General features: G+C 41.8%; 11 protein-coding genes and 1 tRNA gene. 2 read left to right on the forward strand and 10 right to left on the reverse strand.

What is annotated here, in order from left to right:
- Positions 1 to 65 precede the first annotated feature (65 nt).
- The 4 genes from AFM12_RS11435 to AFM12_RS11450 all read right to left on the reverse strand — a co-directional run bounded on the left by AFM12_RS11435 (position 66) and on the right by AFM12_RS11450 (position 4,763).
- Positions 66 to 599 (reverse strand): hypothetical protein, encoded by a 534-nt coding sequence (locus AFM12_RS11435; protein ID WP_055148291.1) that lies wholly within the window; start codon positions 597 to 599, stop codon positions 66 to 68.
- 33 nt (positions 600 to 632) lie between these two features.
- The gene (locus tag AFM12_RS11440) at positions 633 to 1,835 is read right to left on the reverse strand and encodes an AGE family epimerase/isomerase (protein WP_157687380.1); all 1,203 of its coding nucleotides are present in this window, start codon (positions 1,833 to 1,835) and stop codon (positions 633 to 635) included.
- Positions 1,836 to 1,922: 87 nt separating this feature from the next.
- Positions 1,923 to 4,316 (reverse strand): penicillin acylase family protein, encoded by a 2,394-nt coding sequence (locus tag AFM12_RS11445; RefSeq protein WP_082391308.1) that lies wholly within the window; start codon positions 4,314 to 4,316, stop codon positions 1,923 to 1,925.
- 60 nt (positions 4,317 to 4,376) lie between these two features.
- Entirely contained in the window at positions 4,377 to 4,763 is a 387-nt protein-coding gene (locus AFM12_RS11450; RefSeq protein ID WP_055148295.1) for an RNA recognition motif domain-containing protein, read from the reverse strand.
- Between the two features lie 134 nt (positions 4,764 to 4,897).
- On the opposite strand from AFM12_RS11450, the gene AFM12_RS11455 reads away from it, so the two are divergent.
- Both AFM12_RS11455 and AFM12_RS11460 read left to right on the forward strand, forming a co-directional pair.
- Positions 4,898 to 6,319, forward strand: coding sequence for an MFS transporter (locus AFM12_RS11455; protein ID WP_055148297.1), 1,422 nt, complete (start codon positions 4,898 to 4,900; stop codon positions 6,317 to 6,319).
- Between the two features lie 11 nt (positions 6,320 to 6,330).
- Positions 6,331 to 7,368 carry a glycoside hydrolase family 43 protein gene (locus AFM12_RS11460; protein ID WP_055148299.1) on the forward strand — a complete coding sequence of 346 codons (1,038 nt, stop codon included), beginning with the start codon at positions 6,331 to 6,333 and terminating at the stop codon, positions 7,366 to 7,368.
- Positions 7,369 to 7,391: 23 nt separating this feature from the next.
- Here the strand turns inward: AFM12_RS11460 and AFM12_RS11465 are convergent, their stop codons facing one another.
- The 6 genes from AFM12_RS11465 to AFM12_RS11490 all read right to left on the reverse strand — a co-directional run bounded on the left by AFM12_RS11465 (position 7,392) and on the right by AFM12_RS11490 (position 14,084).
- Positions 7,392 to 7,868: an SRPBCC family protein gene (locus AFM12_RS11465; RefSeq protein ID WP_055148301.1), complete on the reverse strand. Its 477-nt coding sequence runs from the start codon at positions 7,866 to 7,868 to the stop codon at positions 7,392 to 7,394.
- A gap of 77 nt (positions 7,869 to 7,945) precedes the next feature.
- Entirely contained in the window at positions 7,946 to 9,313 is a 1,368-nt protein-coding gene (locus AFM12_RS11470; RefSeq protein ID WP_055148303.1) for a deoxyguanosinetriphosphate triphosphohydrolase, read from the reverse strand.
- Positions 9,314 to 9,416: 103 nt separating this feature from the next.
- Positions 9,417 to 10,955: a SulP family inorganic anion transporter gene (locus tag AFM12_RS11475; RefSeq protein WP_055148305.1), complete on the reverse strand. Its 1,539-nt coding sequence runs from the start codon at positions 10,953 to 10,955 to the stop codon at positions 9,417 to 9,419.
- 88 nt (positions 10,956 to 11,043) lie between these two features.
- Positions 11,044 to 11,114 (reverse strand) — tRNA-Gln (locus AFM12_RS11480).
- 131 nt (positions 11,115 to 11,245) lie between these two features.
- Positions 11,246 to 12,130 carry an ACP S-malonyltransferase gene (fabD, locus tag AFM12_RS11485; RefSeq protein ID WP_055148307.1) on the reverse strand — a complete coding sequence of 295 codons (885 nt, stop codon included), beginning with the start codon at positions 12,128 to 12,130 and terminating at the stop codon, positions 11,246 to 11,248.
- 121 nt (positions 12,131 to 12,251) lie between these two features.
- The gene (locus AFM12_RS11490) at positions 12,252 to 14,084 is read right to left on the reverse strand and encodes a phage tail-like protein (RefSeq protein WP_055148309.1); all 1,833 of its coding nucleotides are present in this window, start codon (positions 14,082 to 14,084) and stop codon (positions 12,252 to 12,254) included.
- Positions 14,085 to 14,329 lie beyond the last annotated feature (245 nt).

A 14,329-nucleotide genomic window follows, 5' to 3' on the forward strand; every position in this document is an offset into this window, starting at 1 on the left:
GCAGACAGGATAAAAAAAAGGATGTTCTTTTGAAATTTCAATGGCCGGAGTTTCAATAACCAAAACTAAGTCAGAAAACGCGGATCACCCGATTCTGGCCATCTTTTTTGAGCTAAATCGTATTTGTCTTGAACTGTAGCTTTTTCCTCTTCTGTCATTTGCTGGTAATACTTTTCAATAGCCGCCAAAAACTGTTCTCTCAAATGTTCAGACAAGGGAATTACTGGCCGATTTGGAGAGAAAAGTCCGGCAAAGTAGGCCTCAAACTCTCGCAGCGGGCGACTGGCCGAGAAGTTAGGTGTCGCTCTTTGACGAATATGAATAAACTCATGAAAAAGAAGGTGGATGGTATAGCTCAAAGGAAAATCCAGAATATTCTCGGGTACACGAATCTGCTGTTTGTCATCAACACCAAATTTGCCTTCGGTTGTTAAAACAAGACTTTTTGTCTCTGCGGGTCGAAAAATAAAGCCTTCAAAATTAGGGTGACTTAGTTCAAAAGTTCTGAGAAGTGAGCCCAAGGCTGTGTGAATCCCAAGAGCTTTTTGTTCTCTTAGAAAGCTTTGTCGAAGGTCTTCCAGAATTTCTTTTGAAGTCATTGGTTGATTTCAGGGAATACAAAGATCATCAACTCACCCGATTCGCCGATAAATCTCCATGCACGATCTGACATTATGGTACGGGGCCTTCCACGGGTTACTTTTTGAGAAAGAGGAGATATTATGATCGGCGTTTACTCCGCCCCACCATTCACCGTTTTCCGCCATTAAATGATCTTTGATAAACTGCCAACTGTTCTCTGATTTCTCCAGAAAATGAACCTTCCCGGAGAGCTGATATGCATTATAGAAACCGACCATCGCTTCTGCCATTACCCACCAATCACGAGAGAAGTTTCCGTGTCCGGTTTCGGGATTAATCTCGTAAATCATCCCATTATCAGCCTGCAGACCATCCGCGGCATCTTTGGCCATTGCCAGGCATTTTATTTTGACGGTTTCTATATAATGCTCATCTCCCAGAATTTCAGAAGCCTCCAACACCAGCCAACTGGCTTCAATATCATGCCCGTAACTGATGGTTTGGTCTCTTGGCTGCCAATCTTCAGTGAAAAACAAGGTCATTCGGGTCTTGTCCTTACCGATGATTTTATCAAGCATTATTTGCAGGCAATGCTCGAGATGAAATCGAACCTTTTCAGAGCGGTCAACCCGATAAAGGTTAGCAAAACACTCCAGCAAATGAAGATGCGTATTCATGGATTTTCTCAGCTCACCTTTTGAGAGAATATAGTCATTCGTATCCGACCAATCCTGAGCAAAACCTTCAATATATCCTCCGTTTTGATGATCGTATGCATTTTCAATAATGGACTCAAAACCTTTCCGGGCCCATTGCAGAGCAGGTTTATTACCCGTCGCTCTGAAATATTCGCTCATACCATAAACGAAAAAACTATGGGCATACATGCTCTTTTTGGTGTTCTCGGGCTGACCTTCTGGCTTTACGCTCCAGTAAACACCGCCGTTTTTCTCATCCCAAAAATCTTCGGTGATGTAATCGAAAGCCCTGAGACATAGCTTCTCTAACTCTGGTATCAGATGACTTTCTGAGTTGAGTTCAGGTTGAGTTTTGATGAAATGAATGGCTGTGCTGAAACCCCAAAGCGTTCGGGCCGTTGAAACCATTGATTTGGAGCTGTATATCTGTTTATTGTCTTTGTCAATCGTCCCGACGAACCCTCCATTTTTTTCGTCAATACTATATTCCATCCAGTAGTTGATAAGGTCAAAAAACTCGTCTCTTACTTCTGATTTAAAGGTGTTTAGCGTCATTTGAGATTGGGTTGAATACAGAAATTTACTCAGCTTTTTTGAGCTTTCGAAACCTCGGTGCTGATTCATTCCAATTTGTCGATGAATTCAGGGCTTTAAAATCAACCGACCAATTTGAGCCTTTTCAATGTCTGCTCGGTTCATTAATTCCGGTCGTTTTCCCCCGTTGACAAACATTTTGGCCTGATCATCGTAATGATCATTCATGAAATAGCCACTTTGCCCGGTAGGCAATACACTGTAGGCCTTATCAGGCGTTGCAAAATCTATAATTCGACGAAGTGCCGGGCCGGCCACCACTTTATAATATCCTGTGCTATCCAAAAGAAACATTTGATTATCAATGGTCTCTAGTCCGCCGGGAGCGGGTAATGGGCCCAAATTGAAATACTTTTTCAAAGCTTCCACCTGACCCATCGCATGCGGATGCTCGAGGGTATGCACTTTTTCCCAGTGCCATTGAGATTGATCGGTGCCCAATTGATTTTCCAGGAAGGTCACTGAAGCCTCAAAGCTTTCGGTGAAGACTTGTTCTCGTGTCTCTTTTTGCGAAGTATTGACATCATCCCACCAGGGCGATTTATCATTCAGGAAAAATGTTCTCATTCCTCTTTTGAAAGCATGGCTGTGTTCAAAATCCTTGAAGTAATCTTCGCCCAGTTCGTCCCGCATTGCTCTCTCATACATTTCATAAACCCAACGGTAATATAGAGCGGGAGCGGTGCTTTTCAATTCATGTTCACCTTTCCAATTGTCAATGATAGGCAGAGCATTTTGAGCATTTTTTGACAATGAATTCTTATCTATTACGCTCAAGAGGCTATCTATCAAAGGCGGGTAAGTACTTGAGATATTATCATTGATGACTTCTCTGAGGCTTTCCTCACTCCAGTCTGTTTTGTCGATGCCGATCAGTTCCAGAATTCGCTTTGCTCTGTTTGAGGGCACATAATAACCCGGCACTTTTCCCGTGCCCATATTTTCAGGTTGATTATTGGCCGTATATAGATAGCCCTTTTCGGGATTTACCAATTGAGGATTATACGCAAAATTGTAAAAACCTTGCCAGTCGTCGTCTCCGGCACTTCCGTCTAAAATGACGTACGAGTTCACATGATCGGGCCGAATAGGCAATTTACCAGCGGCCCACCATGCTATATTACCTTCTTTATCAGCCCACATGAAATTGAGTCCGGGAGAGGTCAGATGTTGAACAGCCTCCTCTGCTTCCTGAACATTTTTTGCGGTGCAAAGGCCATAGAAAACATCAGCATGTTTTGAAGGTAAAAGGTGATAAACCCATTGCAGAGCAATAGGATCAGAATGCTCTTTCAAATCTGTAAAAGCACCGTTGAGCAAATAGCCGTGTGGTGATTTACGAATTTGAATTGTGGTATCTTTTCCACCTTTGATTTTTATCACTTCTTCCTGAATCTCCAGATCAACCCATTGGTCTTTATACCAAACCTGATTTGGGTTTTCGGGGTTTGATTTTTCACGATAAAAATCGGCTTCGTCGTTTTCAAACATGGTTAGCCCCCAGCCGCCGTGAGGGTTATGCCCAAGGGCGGGAAGGGGCGTGCCGGCCAGAAAGTTACCGTAAACCTCAAAAGTAGGGCAGCTCAGATGGGCCTCGTACCATATGGCTGGTTGTGAGTAAGCAATGTGCGTATCGTTGGAAAGAATCGGTTTGCCGGATTTTGTCCGTTGACCTGAAATTACCCAGCCGTTTGAACCATTAAATGGTTTTATGGCCAAGTCTTTATCAATTTCCTGAAGTTTTTGACTTACCAGAGCAAGACTTTTGGCTACTTCTATCTGTGCTTTCTTATCTACTGGTAATTGATAATCACCATCAGGCCAGCTTTGGTCAAAATCTTTGATGTACTCCGGACCATATGTATTTTGAAGGTACGTGAGTACGGCCTCAGATTGGAAAGCACCCTCAAAAGTATAGCCCATAAAGGCGATAATCATTTCGATGTCATTGACCGTAAATTCAGCTTTTGGGATACCGGCCAGTGTAAATTCTATAGGCGTTTTTCCATTTTTCAAATACTGATTGACACCATCGATATAGGCTTCAGCAGCACGCATTACTGAGGAGTCAGGTGATCTGTCTGCAATAGCTTCGGCTGCATGTTTCTTGAAATTGAGGGTTCTGAAAAATAGGTCGGTTTCCAGAGCCGCTTCGCCAAAAACTTCTGAAAGTCGGCCGCCCGAAAGTCTTCTGAGTAGTTCCATTTGGAAAAGGCGATCCTGAGCATGGACGTACCCAAAAGCTCTGAAAAGGTCGTCCTCGTTTTGGGCATAAACATGGGGGATTGCGTAGTCATCGTAAATAACTTCTACAGGTGCTTTGAGATTTTCAATTTTCAGTTCACCAGAGTAGGAAGGCTGCAAATATTGCAGATAGGCACAGACCCCAGCGAGGCCAAGAATAATAAGAGCCAGAAGGCCCAGAATGACTTTTTTGATCATTTTCAGGGATTAGGTAGCCCAAAATAGACATTTTCGCTGAAAGCTATAAGAAGGTAATGGCTAGTATTTGGTGCCACGACCCTGACCGCGTTTCTTTTTTCTTTTTGGTGGCTGAGCCGGTTCATCACCAAAAGTGACCAACTTTTGTTTTGGCTTCTTTTTTAGTCTCCAGTAGGGTACTTTTTTAGAGGTATCTTTCTCTTCGGTCCGAGGTTTTGACTCGCTCACTTTCAAAACGCGATCAATGACTTCTGAGCCGTTTAATGCCTCAATTGCATTAAGAGCTTCATCATCATTTGGCATTTTCACAAAACCATACCCTTTGCTTTGACGAAGTTTATGATCAAGTATAATTTGAACAGATTCGACAGCACCGTGAGCCTCAAAAATTTGAGTCAGCTCGGCCTCGGTTAGCTTAAAAGGAAGGTTGCTTACGTGTAAATCCATTTCAAAATAATATATTTGAGTGTCAAAATAACACTTATTAATTTTTAAGAGCTTATAAGCTGTTAATCAGGACAAAGATTTAACTTATTTGTCGATTAAACTAAATAAGTCCCTTTTTTCAACCCTTTACAATAATGACAACTCAAAATCACAAATTATCAATCCTGGAGAAGGTGGGTTACAGCCTTGGAGATTTGGCGGCTAATCTTGTCTTTCAGACATTGGTTACTTATCTGGCTTACTTCTATACCGACATATATGGGCTTAAAACCGAGGATGCTACGCTGGTTACCCTTTTTGTAGGTTTATTTGCTGCTTTCGTTTTTAACCCGGTAATGGGGGCGATTGCCGACAGAACCAATACCCGTTGGGGTAAATTCAGACCATGGATTCTCTGGACGGCCGTACCGCTGGGAGTTGTGGCTCTATTGGCCTTTAGTACACCAGACTTTTCGTACAAAGGCAAGGTGATTTATGCCGTGGTGACTTACACGCTTTTATTGATGCTCTATGCGGCTAATAACTTGCCTTATTCGGCACTAAGTGGTGTTATCACGGGTGACATGAAAGAACGTAACAGTATGTCGGCCTATCGTTTTGTGGCGGTAATGTTTGCTCAGTTTTTTGTTCAGGTTTTCATGTATAACCTGATCTTAAGTGCCGGAGATGGTGATAAAGCAGTGGGCATTGAAAAGGTAATGACGGTATTGGCGATTATTGGGACCGTTATGCTGCTAATCACTTTCTTTACTACGAAAGAACGGGTGGTTCCTAAGCCCGAACAGAAGTCCAGCCTTCGAGAAGATCTGGGTGATTTATTTAGAAACATTCCCTGGATCATCATGTTGGTAGTGACTACTTTGATTTTTGTCACACTGGCTTTAAAAGGCGGATCATATGTTTATTATTTCGAGAATTATGTAGATCAGGGCGAGCTCGAAGCTTTTCTTAATCCGATGAAACCTTTCTTGCCCGTTTTTGAAAATGATACTGCACTTGGTCTTGGCGTTTTTAACGGTGGAGGTATTTTAATAGGTCTTATCGGGATCATGTGGTCTAAAACGCTTGCTGATAAATATGGGAAACGCAACGTATTCGGAGCCTCTCTTTTTGTTTCTACGCTGTTTATTATTTTCTTCTATTTCTACCCGCCACAGTCTATCGGTTGGATTTTCGGATCCCAGATTTTACACATGTTTTTCTATGGTATCAGTACGCCTATTCTTTGGACGATGATTGCTGATGTGGCGGATTACTCTGAGTGGAAAACGAATAGAAGAGCCACAGCCATTATTTTCTCAGCCATGATGGTTGGTCTGAAAGGTGGCCTAAGTATAGGGAGTGCCTTACTAACATGGATTTTGAATCTGTTCAATTATGTGCCAAAGTCTGAAGTTGGCCAAACAGCCGATACTATAAACGGCATAAAAATGTTAGTCAGTGTTTTTCCCGCAATACCGTTTTTAATTGCAGTAGGCCTATTATTCTTCTATGAAATTGGAAAGAAAATGGAACTGCAGATTGAATCAGAACTCAAAGAAAGAAGAATAGCATAAAACCAAAAAGAATGCCTGAAGATAGTATAGAACATATTGATTTTAAGGAGTTAAACGAAAAGGCTATTTCTCAGCCTTTAGTAACTAATATTTACACGGCGGACCCCTCGGCTCATGTTTTTGAGGGTAAAATCTATATTTATCCTTCACATGATATTGATGCCGGCGATGCTTTTGATGATCTCGGAAGTCATTTCGCTATGGAAGATTACCATGTCATCTCTATGGACTCCGTGGATAGCCCGGTAGTAGATCATGGTGTGGCTTTGCATGTTGATGACGTGCCGTGGGCTGAGAAGCAAATGTGGGCACCCGATGCCCATGAGAAAGACGGAAAGTATTACCTGTTTTTCCCGGCCAAGGCGTACGATGGCATTTTCAGGATTGGAGTTGCCATTGGTGATTCGCCTGTAGGACCATTCAAAGCTCAGCCCGAAGCGATAAAAGGAAGTTTTTCAATTGATCCCGCAGTTTATAAAGATGATGACGGCGAATACTACATGTATTTCGGTGGAATCTGGGGTGGGCAGTTACAACGCTGGAGAACAGGTGAGTTCAATGCCGGGCAGCCTGAGAGTCCGTTTGCCTTTATACCGGAAGATGATGAGCCTGCACTTTGTGCAAAAATTGCAAAACTAACTCCAGATTTATTGGAGTTTGCCGAAGAACCCAAAGATGTGGTAATCCTTGATGAAAACGGAGAGGCTTTGCTGGCCGGAGATACCGATCGAAGGTTTTTTGAGGCGGCTTGGGTGTACAAGCATAACGGCAAATACTATTTTACCTATTCAACGGGTGATAGCCATTTTATTTGCTACGCCACCGGCGATTCTCCTTATGGGCCCTTTACTTATGGTGGTCGAATTTTGGAGCCAGTCGTGGGCTGGACTACCCACCACTCGGTTTGTCAGGTAGAGGGTAAGTGGTATTTATTCTATCACGATTCCTCTCTTTCGAAGGGAGTGACGCATTTGAGATCTATCAAGGTTGCTGAAATTATACATAATGAGGATGGAAGCATTCAAACCCTGAAACCTTACGGAGACTAATAAAAAGCACCTTCGGGTGCTTTTTAGTTAAAGATTTCTTTCAGTTTTTTCTCCCGATACTCAAAAATGCCCTGTAGTTGTTTTTTGATGAATAATGCATAGGCTATATCTCCCAAAAAGCCCAAGGGAATCTTGAAGCTAACACGGTCTGTCATGAAAACACCCTTATCGTTTTCTTCAAAATGATGCTCGTGATGCCACATGCTGTAGGGGCCAAAACGCTGTTCATCCACAAAGAATTTCTGTTCTTCGACGTGCGTAATTTCGGTAACCCAATTGGTACGGATGCCCGGCAAAATTCCCACGTTATAGCTGATGATTTGACCAGAAAATGCTTTTTCAAAGGGTTTTGAAGTGATTTTAAAACCCATGTGTGGCGGAGTGATTTCCTGAAGATTTTTAGGACTTGAAAAATAGCTCCAGGCCTCTTTCAAAGAAATTGGAAGTTGTGTCTCAGCCTCTAAAGTGTAAATTCCGGAATGCTTTCTAAACGTAATCATTTAGTACAGATCTTTTATTTGTATGTATCAACATATAAATAATGCAGAAAGTTGGCCATTCAATGAAAGAATTTATTTCAACTCAGGGTTGGTATCTGTATTCCTGTGATTTTTCGGTAAAGATCAATGGCATAGAGGTCTGTCATGCCTGAAATAAAGTCAATTACAGAGAGGAGGTTTTGATACAAACCATTTTCAGGATTGAGGTCAAATTGCTCTGGAACTAGTCTAAGTAGCTTCTTCGATTTTGCTGTTTTGCGGTCTAAAACAGCACCTGTAAACTCTTTGAGTAAACCGCCAATAACGTGAAATCCGGCAATTTCAATCTCCACTACGGATTTATGATTGTAGATTTTTTTGATGGAAACCTCGTCAATTTTCTCAACCAGAGCCAGCGATTTTTCGTCAATGAGATCAATAAGGCTTTGGTTGAGCTCTCCATTGAGTAATTTTTCTTCATTCTCTATAAAAACGGCTGCACAGCGGTTGGTCAGTAGGTTAATCAGCATAGCTCTCAGCAATGAAAGCTTCTGTTTTTCGTCCTTGATATCCAACATTTGCTGCAAAATATACTCCTCGTTCTTTTCACCATCAAAAAATGGCAGCAAGAGTGATTTGACTTCCTCAAAACTCAAAATGTTCAACCTGAAAGCATCTTCAAGGTCAATAATGCGATAACAAATGTCGTCGGCAGCTTCAACCAAAAACACAAAAGGGTGCCGGGCCAGCAGGTGTTTTTCCTGATCGAAAGTGATGAGTTGCAACTCATTCGCCATTTCATAAGCTACCTCCAGTTCTGCATCGAAATAGCCACTCTTTTTGGTACTTATAAGGCCGGTTTTCTTGTTAAAACCATGAGTACTATCTACCGGATATTTGACGATAGAGGCCAGACTGGTGTAAGTAAGTTTAAGACCGCTTTTCTTGAAAAGCGTGCTCAAAATTCGGAAAGCATTTGCATTGCCCTCAAAGTTTTTGAGGTCGTTAAACTGGTTTTCTGATAATTCAACTTCCAGTTTTTGACTTAGATTTTCCGGTAACTCTCTAAAGAAAGTTCGAATTGCGTCTTCACCTGAATGCCCGAAAGGTGGATTCCCTATATCGTGAGCAAGGCAGGCGGTTTGAACTACATCCGATAGTTCAAAACGGTAAAAGTTAGTTGCCTGATCGTTGAATTCGTCTTTGTATTTTTCTGCCAGTTTTTCACCCACAAGCCTGCCGAGTGATCGACCCACAGAGGCAACTTCAAGACTATGAGTCAGCCGGTTATGGACAAAAACTGCTCCTGGCAAAGGGAAAACCTGAGTTTTATTCTGAAGTCTCCTGAACTGTGAAGAAAAAATTAGCCGGTCATAATCACGGAGGTATTCACCTCTGGTTTCGTCATTCAGTCCTTTATTGCTTGATCCGTAGCGTTTATTGGAGAAAAGGCTTTGCCAGTTCATTTCGTATAGTTTCGGTTTTTGCAAAAATACCTTTTACCACCTCACCGAAAAAATAACAGATTGATTAAGAGTGAAGCTTTTTTATCAAGCATTCAATCTTAGCTTAAATTTCTACAGCCACTTTATAGGTAGGATCTTCAAGGATGTTAACATCGATGATCTTCTCCGCATTTTTCAATAACTTTCTACAATCAGGACTCAGATGCTTCAAATGAAGTTCTTTTCCAGCTTTTTGGTAACGTTCTGTTATCTTATTCAGAGCCTCTATTCCCGACATATCATTGATACGGCTTTCCTGAAAATCAATAATGACAGTATCAGGGTCTTCCTGAACGTCGAATTTCTCACTGAAAGCCTGTGTCGATCCAAAGAAAAGTGGTCCAAAAATTTCGTAGTGTTTGATGCCTTTGTCGTCAACATATTTCCTGGCTCTGATTCTTTTGGCGTTTTCCCAAGCAAAAACGAGGGCAGAGATGATGACACCAATCAGTACAGCCAATGCAAGGTTGTGTAGCAGTACGGTTATTCCGGCCACGAGAATACCCACCAGTATATCGTGATTTGGCATTTTTCCAATGACTTTAAAACTAGCCCATTCGAAAGTACCAATAGATACCATGATCATGAGTCCTGTAAGTGCGGCCATTGGCATTTGCTCAATGTATTCAGCTCCGAACATTACAAAAACCAGAAGCATAACAGAGGCCACAATTCCCGATAAACGAGCTCTGGCTCCTGAGGAAATATTAATAAGACTTTGACCAATCATAGCACAGCCGCCCATACCTGAGAAAAAGCCGGTTACTAAATTGGCTGCACCCTGTGCAATGGCTTCCTTATTGCTTCTTCCTCTGGTTTCGGTGATTTCATCAATTAAATTGAGCGTTAACAAACTCTCAATAAGTCCTACTCCCGCCACAATCAGGGCATAGGGAAAAATAATGTTCAGCGTTTCCAGATTAAAAGGAACGGAAGGAATATGAAATGGAGGGAACCCTCCTTTAATAGGGCTGATATCACCTACGGTTTTTGTCTCAAGACCTAATCCCAGAACAATGGCTGTAGTAACTAAAATAGCGGTTAAAGAGGCTGGAACTACCTTGGTAATCTTGGGTAGACCCCAAATTATCAACATGGTCAGAAGTACCAGACCTAACATTATGTATAGTTGAGAACCCTGCATCCACTCTTGTACACCATTAGTATTTGTGATCTTAAAAGAGCCGAGCTGAGCCATAAAAATGACAATAGCCAGACCATTCACAAAACCAAACATAACAGGGTGAGGAACCAAACGAATGAACTTGCCAAGCTTAAAAAAACCGGCTGCCATTTGGATAATTCCGGCCAAAATTACTGCAGCAAAAATGTATTCAACACCATGACTTTTTGCCAATGAAACTATAACAACAGCGACAGCACCAGTAGCTCCGGAAATCATTCCAGGTCTTCCTCCAAAAACGGAAGTGATCAGGCCCATCGAAAATGCGGCGTAAAGACCAGTTAATGGATGGAGCCCGGCAATAAGTGCAAAAGCAATGGCCTCTGGAATTAAGGCAAGGGCTACCGTTAAACCAGATAATACCTCGTTTTTGTAGTTAACTTTTTGAGATAAATCAAAGAGCGAAAGTACTTGTTTCATTTATGACAATGCTTGTAATAATGCAATTAAATGGGCATAAAAAGAAAAATCGCAACCGACTTTTGATCGATTGCGATTTTCAAGCTAGTTGGCCCGGAAGGACTCGAACCCTCAATAAAGGCACCAAAAACCTCTGTGTTACCATTACACCACAGGCCAATCCTGTTTTGTGGATGCAAAATTAGCAGGACTCTTTTGATTTGCAAACTATCAACTCAAAAAAATATTAGAGTCTGGTTGCAAGAATTTCGCTTAAAGTCCATTAGCGGATATTGGAAAAGTGCAAATGGTTAGATTCCAGCAACTTCTACCTCTGGTTCTATTTTATTCACAAGTCCCTGAAGAACTTTACCTGGTCCGCACTCGGTAAATGAACTTGCACCATCTGTTACCATTTTCTGTACAGATTGTGTCCATTTAACCGGGGCAGTTAACTGAGCGATCAGGTTTTTCTTTATTTCATCAACCTCCGTTGAAGCGGAAGCTGTGGCATTTTGATAAATAGGGCAGCTTGGCTTGCTAAAGTTTGTATTCTCAATTGCTGAGGCCAGTTGCTCTCTGGCTGGTTCCATTAGTGGAGAGTGAAATGCTCCACCCACGGGGAGCTTTAGAGCTCTTTTTGCTCCGGCGTTTTTCATTCTTTCCACGGCCTCATCAATGGCTTTTTCTGATCCTGAAATAACCAATTGACCCGGGCAGTTATAATTTGCTGCCACAAGAACCTCACCCAATTCATCAGAAATTTGTTTACAAATCTCTTCCACCTTTTCATCCTCCAATCTTAGCACAGCGGCCATGGTAGAAGGGTTGATTTCACAGGCCTTTTGCATGGCATCTGCTCTTTGAGCAACTAATTTTAAACCGTCTTCAAAAGATAGTGCACCCGAAACTACAAGAGCGGAGAATTCACCTAAAGAATGGCCTGCTACCATATCAGGATGAATATTGTCCTGAACCATTGCCAGAATTACCGAATGAAGGAAAATGGCTGGTTGAGTAACATTAGTTTGTTGTAAATCTTCGGCAGAGCCCTCAAACATTACTTTGGTAATATCAAAACCCAGAATTTCATTGGCTTTGTTAAAAAGTGCTTTGGCCTTTTCGGAAGATTCGTAAAGATCTTTACCCATTCCACTAAACTGTGCTCCCTGTCCGGGAAAAACATATGCTTTCATCGTTTTTCTTTATGATTCAGGCCGCAAGTTAGCGAGGCTAATTAATCTTTCACAGTTCCTGAAAGCAAAACATCTCAGCTGATGGGCTGAGATGTTTAGAACCGAATACGATTTGTAAATATTATTTCTGAAGTTCTTCGATTTGTTTTTCAAGGTTTTCAATTCGCTTGTTTGCCTCAATAAGGTAAAGCGTAAGCTCTTCAATTTTTTCCATGTGTTTTGCTGACATTTCTGCAAGATCAATTCCTCCTTCGGCAACCTCGGCAGCAGATGGAACATTCGGTAGGTGATCATTGGCATCTATAAACTCTTCAACCTTATCGAGAGGCATCAGGTCATAATTATCTTCAAAAACATAATCAGCCCATTTAGAAGAGTTTGCTACTGCTACTCTTACCCTTTCGGCCAGAATACCTTTTCTAACAAATAAAGAGAAACCGTCGGGAAGGGTATCCATTCCGGTACCAATCACCACTTTCTGGTCTCCAGGCGTTCTGATAATATTACCTGCATAATTCCAGACTGAGGAACCGCTTCCGGAACCTCCATCTGAGTTTGAAGTCAGAATTACATGACCAAACTCATCCAATGAAAGAGCAAGACCGTTTGAAGGGAATGGGTTTGGATAAGTACTGTTCAATTCTTTGAACTTAATACCTCCCCATCCGAGATCTAAGCCGTGGGCATCAATTCTTTTGTGAATCATAACGTCGGCGTCCACAGTGGGTTTAATTTTTCCATCGTTTCCATCCTGATACCAAAGTCCGCTGCCACCACTGGTAACTACGGAGGTAGGTGCGTCCAGTGCTACAACATTCCCGCTGTTGTCAAGCCCAAGAAACTTACCCGACATGTTTTGAAATGCACCGAGTTGAAGGCCGTTGGCAATTTTTGTTGTTCCTGAGTTACTGTTGACAATATCACTGCCCGAGGCATTCCAATATGTAGTAGCCGTTACAGAACTACCTTCACGATCATTTACCAAGACTACATCACCTGATTGATTGACAGAAAGAACTTTACCGTTAGAATTTCCGGCAGGTGACTGGTTTGTCAGATTTGTGAAGCGTAAGCCACTTGAATTAGCTGTAGAGCTTTTTATTGTAAGTGTATTTTGAAGGTCAGAGGTATTTATCCCGAGTTTGCCGGTTTCGAAATCACCATAAATTAGAGGTGTTCTGTTGGCATCGTTATTCAAAATGAATTTATTATTACCCTGTTCAGCGTAGCCAGCCTGGAAACCAATGAAGACGTTACCGCTACCTGTTGATTTATATCCAGATAAAGAACCAAGAGAGACGTTACTACCCCCATGAATGTTCGCGGCAAGAGCCCCGGTACCTATGGAAACATTATGTCCACCCGTTTCATTACTAAACATTGATTGAAAACCGATTGAAATGTTATTTCCACTACTACTTGCTTTCTGCATAGCCAAAGCACCTAAAACTACAGAGTTATAGCTGTCTGATATTGCTCCTGTTTTAAAACCAAAGTACAGGTTACCTCTTTTAGGATCAATTTTTCCGGAGAACTGATTGTTGACTTTGAAAACCAATGGAGTTTCGTCGGTTGTACCCAGAAAGTTTGTCGAACCATCCAGACCTGTGTTGCCTGTAGTGCCCCAAACAGAATTGTCAGCTGTAGTTAGTTTTGCTTCCGTATTGCCCAGTGCCGTCCAGTCAGTACCGTTATAGACATAAATGCCAGACAGGTAATCTGTCTGGTAAACCATTAGACCTTTGGCAGGATTATCAATACCACTTCTGTTCTTTAGGCTCATTCTGGGTAAAAGGAGACCTTTATCAGATGAACTTAAGTCTAAAATGGCTGATTTATCCGGATCAACGGTTCCTATCCCAACTCCCTGGGCCTGTACCGTTTTTTCTGTTATCAGGCTTATCACGACTACTATTAGGAAAGTCGGAAAGGCTTTTTGTAATCTTCTCAACATTTTGTTCTTTTTAATTCCTGGACAAGTAAACTTAACATGGGATTCAGTGTGTGACAGGTAAACCCCAAATAATGTGCCAGAAATAGTATACGTCAATGGTGATGGATGAAACGGAGGTTTGGAGGTATGAAGAGCCTGAATAGTGATGTTTATAATTGTTTAAATCCTGTTCTCAATGATGCTTTAAGTTTAATTGCTGCAAGGCAGGAAAATCAATTGGTGTAAATCCTGAAAACTCTTTACTT

Source organism: Jiulongibacter sediminis (assembly GCF_001306455.1).
GTDB classification, from domain to species: Bacteria; Bacteroidota; Bacteroidia; order Cytophagales; family Spirosomataceae; genus Jiulongibacter; species Jiulongibacter sediminis.

What these genes read in the sequence shown, in the direction of transcription:
- AFM12_RS11435 (WP_055148291.1), bottom strand. Translation starts at nt 599, where the DNA reads ATGACTTCAAAAGAAATTCTGGAAGACCTTCGACAAAGCTTTCTAAGA.
- AFM12_RS11475 (WP_055148305.1), bottom strand. Translation starts at nt 10,955, where the DNA reads ATGAAACAAGTACTTTCGCTCTTTGATTTATCTCAAAAAGTTAACTAC.
- AFM12_RS11450 (WP_055148295.1), bottom strand. Translation starts at nt 4,763, where the DNA reads ATGGATTTACACGTAAGCAACCTTCCTTTTAAGCTAACCGAGGCCGAG.
- AFM12_RS11465 (WP_055148301.1), bottom strand. Translation starts at nt 7,868, where the DNA reads ATGATTACGTTTAGAAAGCATTCCGGAATTTACACTTTAGAGGCTGAG.
- AFM12_RS11445 (WP_082391308.1), bottom strand. Translation starts at nt 4,316, where the DNA reads ATGATCAAAAAAGTCATTCTGGGCCTTCTGGCTCTTATTATTCTTGGC.
- AFM12_RS11460 (WP_055148299.1), top strand. Translation starts at nt 6,331, where the DNA reads ATGCCTGAAGATAGTATAGAACATATTGATTTTAAGGAGTTAAACGAA.
- AFM12_RS11470 (WP_055148303.1), bottom strand. Translation starts at nt 9,313, where the DNA reads ATGAACTGGCAAAGCCTTTTCTCCAATAAACGCTACGGATCAAGCAAT.
- AFM12_RS11455 (WP_055148297.1), top strand. Translation starts at nt 4,898, where the DNA reads ATGACAACTCAAAATCACAAATTATCAATCCTGGAGAAGGTGGGTTAC.
- fabD (WP_055148307.1), bottom strand. Translation starts at nt 12,130, where the DNA reads ATGAAAGCATATGTTTTTCCCGGACAGGGAGCACAGTTTAGTGGAATG.
- AFM12_RS11440 (WP_157687380.1), bottom strand. Translation starts at nt 1,835, where the DNA reads ATGACGCTAAACACCTTTAAATCAGAAGTAAGAGACGAGTTTTTTGAC.
- AFM12_RS11490 (WP_055148309.1), bottom strand. Translation starts at nt 14,084, where the DNA reads ATGTTGAGAAGATTACAAAAAGCCTTTCCGACTTTCCTAATAGTAGTC.